Source organism: Crenobacter caeni (assembly GCF_010435965.1).
Lineage (GTDB): Bacteria > Pseudomonadota > Gammaproteobacteria > Burkholderiales > Chromobacteriaceae > Craterilacuibacter > Craterilacuibacter caeni.
The window spans coordinates 1-1410 of sequence record NZ_JAAGAA010000031.1 but is presented as its reverse complement, the minus strand read 5'-3'; the positions used below and the strand labels follow the sequence as shown (position 1 = coordinate 1410).

The window sequence follows — 1410 nt, the reverse complement described above, 5'->3', positions numbered from 1 at the left end:
GGAGCGGCTCACATCATGGATCGGGCATAGCTGCCCATCAGGAATCCGGATAGATTAGAGCAAGCCTTCCCTGTCATTGTTCATCACGATTCTGTCCTTGCAAAGTTCAGGCTGACCATAGATTTTTTGCGCCTGCCCTCCACCCACCCCGGCCGCGCCGGACCTTGCGCCCGCTGCGCGGGGCGGGTTGGCGGCGTCGGGTGGCTTCGCAGGCGTTGGGTGGGTTAGCTGCGTAGGGTGGGTTAGGCCGCAGGCCGTAACCCACCAGCGGCCAAGCCCCGCTAAGTCGGTGGTGGGTTACGCCACACTCTGTGGCTAACCCACCCGACCACAGTGTAATGCCTGACACGCAGAGATTCTCACAGCACATCCAGCAAGCGTGGCACGGCACTCCCATCTGGCTGTGGAGTTTCAGGCATTATTAACCCCAACATGTTTGAAAAGTAATGAAAAATTCTTGTAGCATACTGAATGAGCTATACACACAGACAAACTAAATATACTCCTACACAGTAGTATATTTAACATTATGCGCGACAATTGAAGCCACAGACATGCGTAAAGTCATTGCCACAATTAAGAACATCTCTGAAGCATACAGGCTTGATTCATTTGAGTGGGACGTACCGGGCGACTGCCCCATTGAAATCTCATCCGACATTTTGACCGGATACAAGAAGAACATCTTTCTAAAAGAAAATTTACATCTAGCAATCAAAGCAGACTCTACTTTGGCCACTCATTACTGGGTAATTCAGAAATGGGGTGGAATTGGATCCTTTAAGAAAAACGAAAGAAACGATAGGAAAATTGTTAAGTTTATCGATGAAATAAAAGATGGAAAGCTTACGAAGTCAACATTTGAGTGTATCTCTTCACTATCGAAAGTTGCCTCATTTTTAGATCCTGACCATTATGTTATATATGATTCCAGAGCAATATACACACTCAACTGGTTATTATTCAATCTGGAAAATGAAGCGGCACTTTTTCCACAACCAAACGGAAGAAGTAGTGACCTAGCAAAATTTGACATGCAAACAATATTCAGACTATCGAAGAAAAAAATTAGCTACAGAAGCTATAAAAACGCATACCATGACTACTGCAATATTGTAAAACATCTCAATGAAGAGGTTTTTGGAGAAGGCAGCAAGCCTTATCTATTGGAAATGCTTTTGTTCATGGTCGCACCACGTTGGACGGTTGGTAGCATTGAAAAATCCGTAACCGTAAACATTGAAAATGTCGCATAACAACTCGGTCAAGCGGACAGCCGCAAGGGGGCTAATGTGATGGTCAGCCTGAACTCCAATAGCCCAGCAGGCTACGCTTGCTGGGCTGTTTCCAATTCGGCGCGGAGGATCATCATGGCAAACATCGCACTTTTCGGTCTGGATATCGGCAAGC

The 1410-nt window shown here is 46.2% G+C and carries 1 protein-coding gene; it reads left to right on the top strand.

Annotation, left to right across the window (positions count from 1 at the left end; translation table 11 throughout):
• Nucleotides 1-554 precede the first annotated feature (554 nt).
• A complete protein-coding gene (locus tag GZH52_RS16740; RefSeq protein ID WP_203525825.1) occupies nucleotides 555-1256 on the top strand; it encodes a hypothetical protein in 702 nt (233 codons plus the stop codon).
• Nucleotides 1257-1410: the final 154 nt, after the last annotated feature.

What these genes read in the sequence shown, in the direction of transcription:
- GZH52_RS16740 (WP_203525825.1), top strand. Translation starts at nt 555, where the DNA reads ATGCGTAAAGTCATTGCCACAATTAAGAACATCTCTGAAGCATACAGG.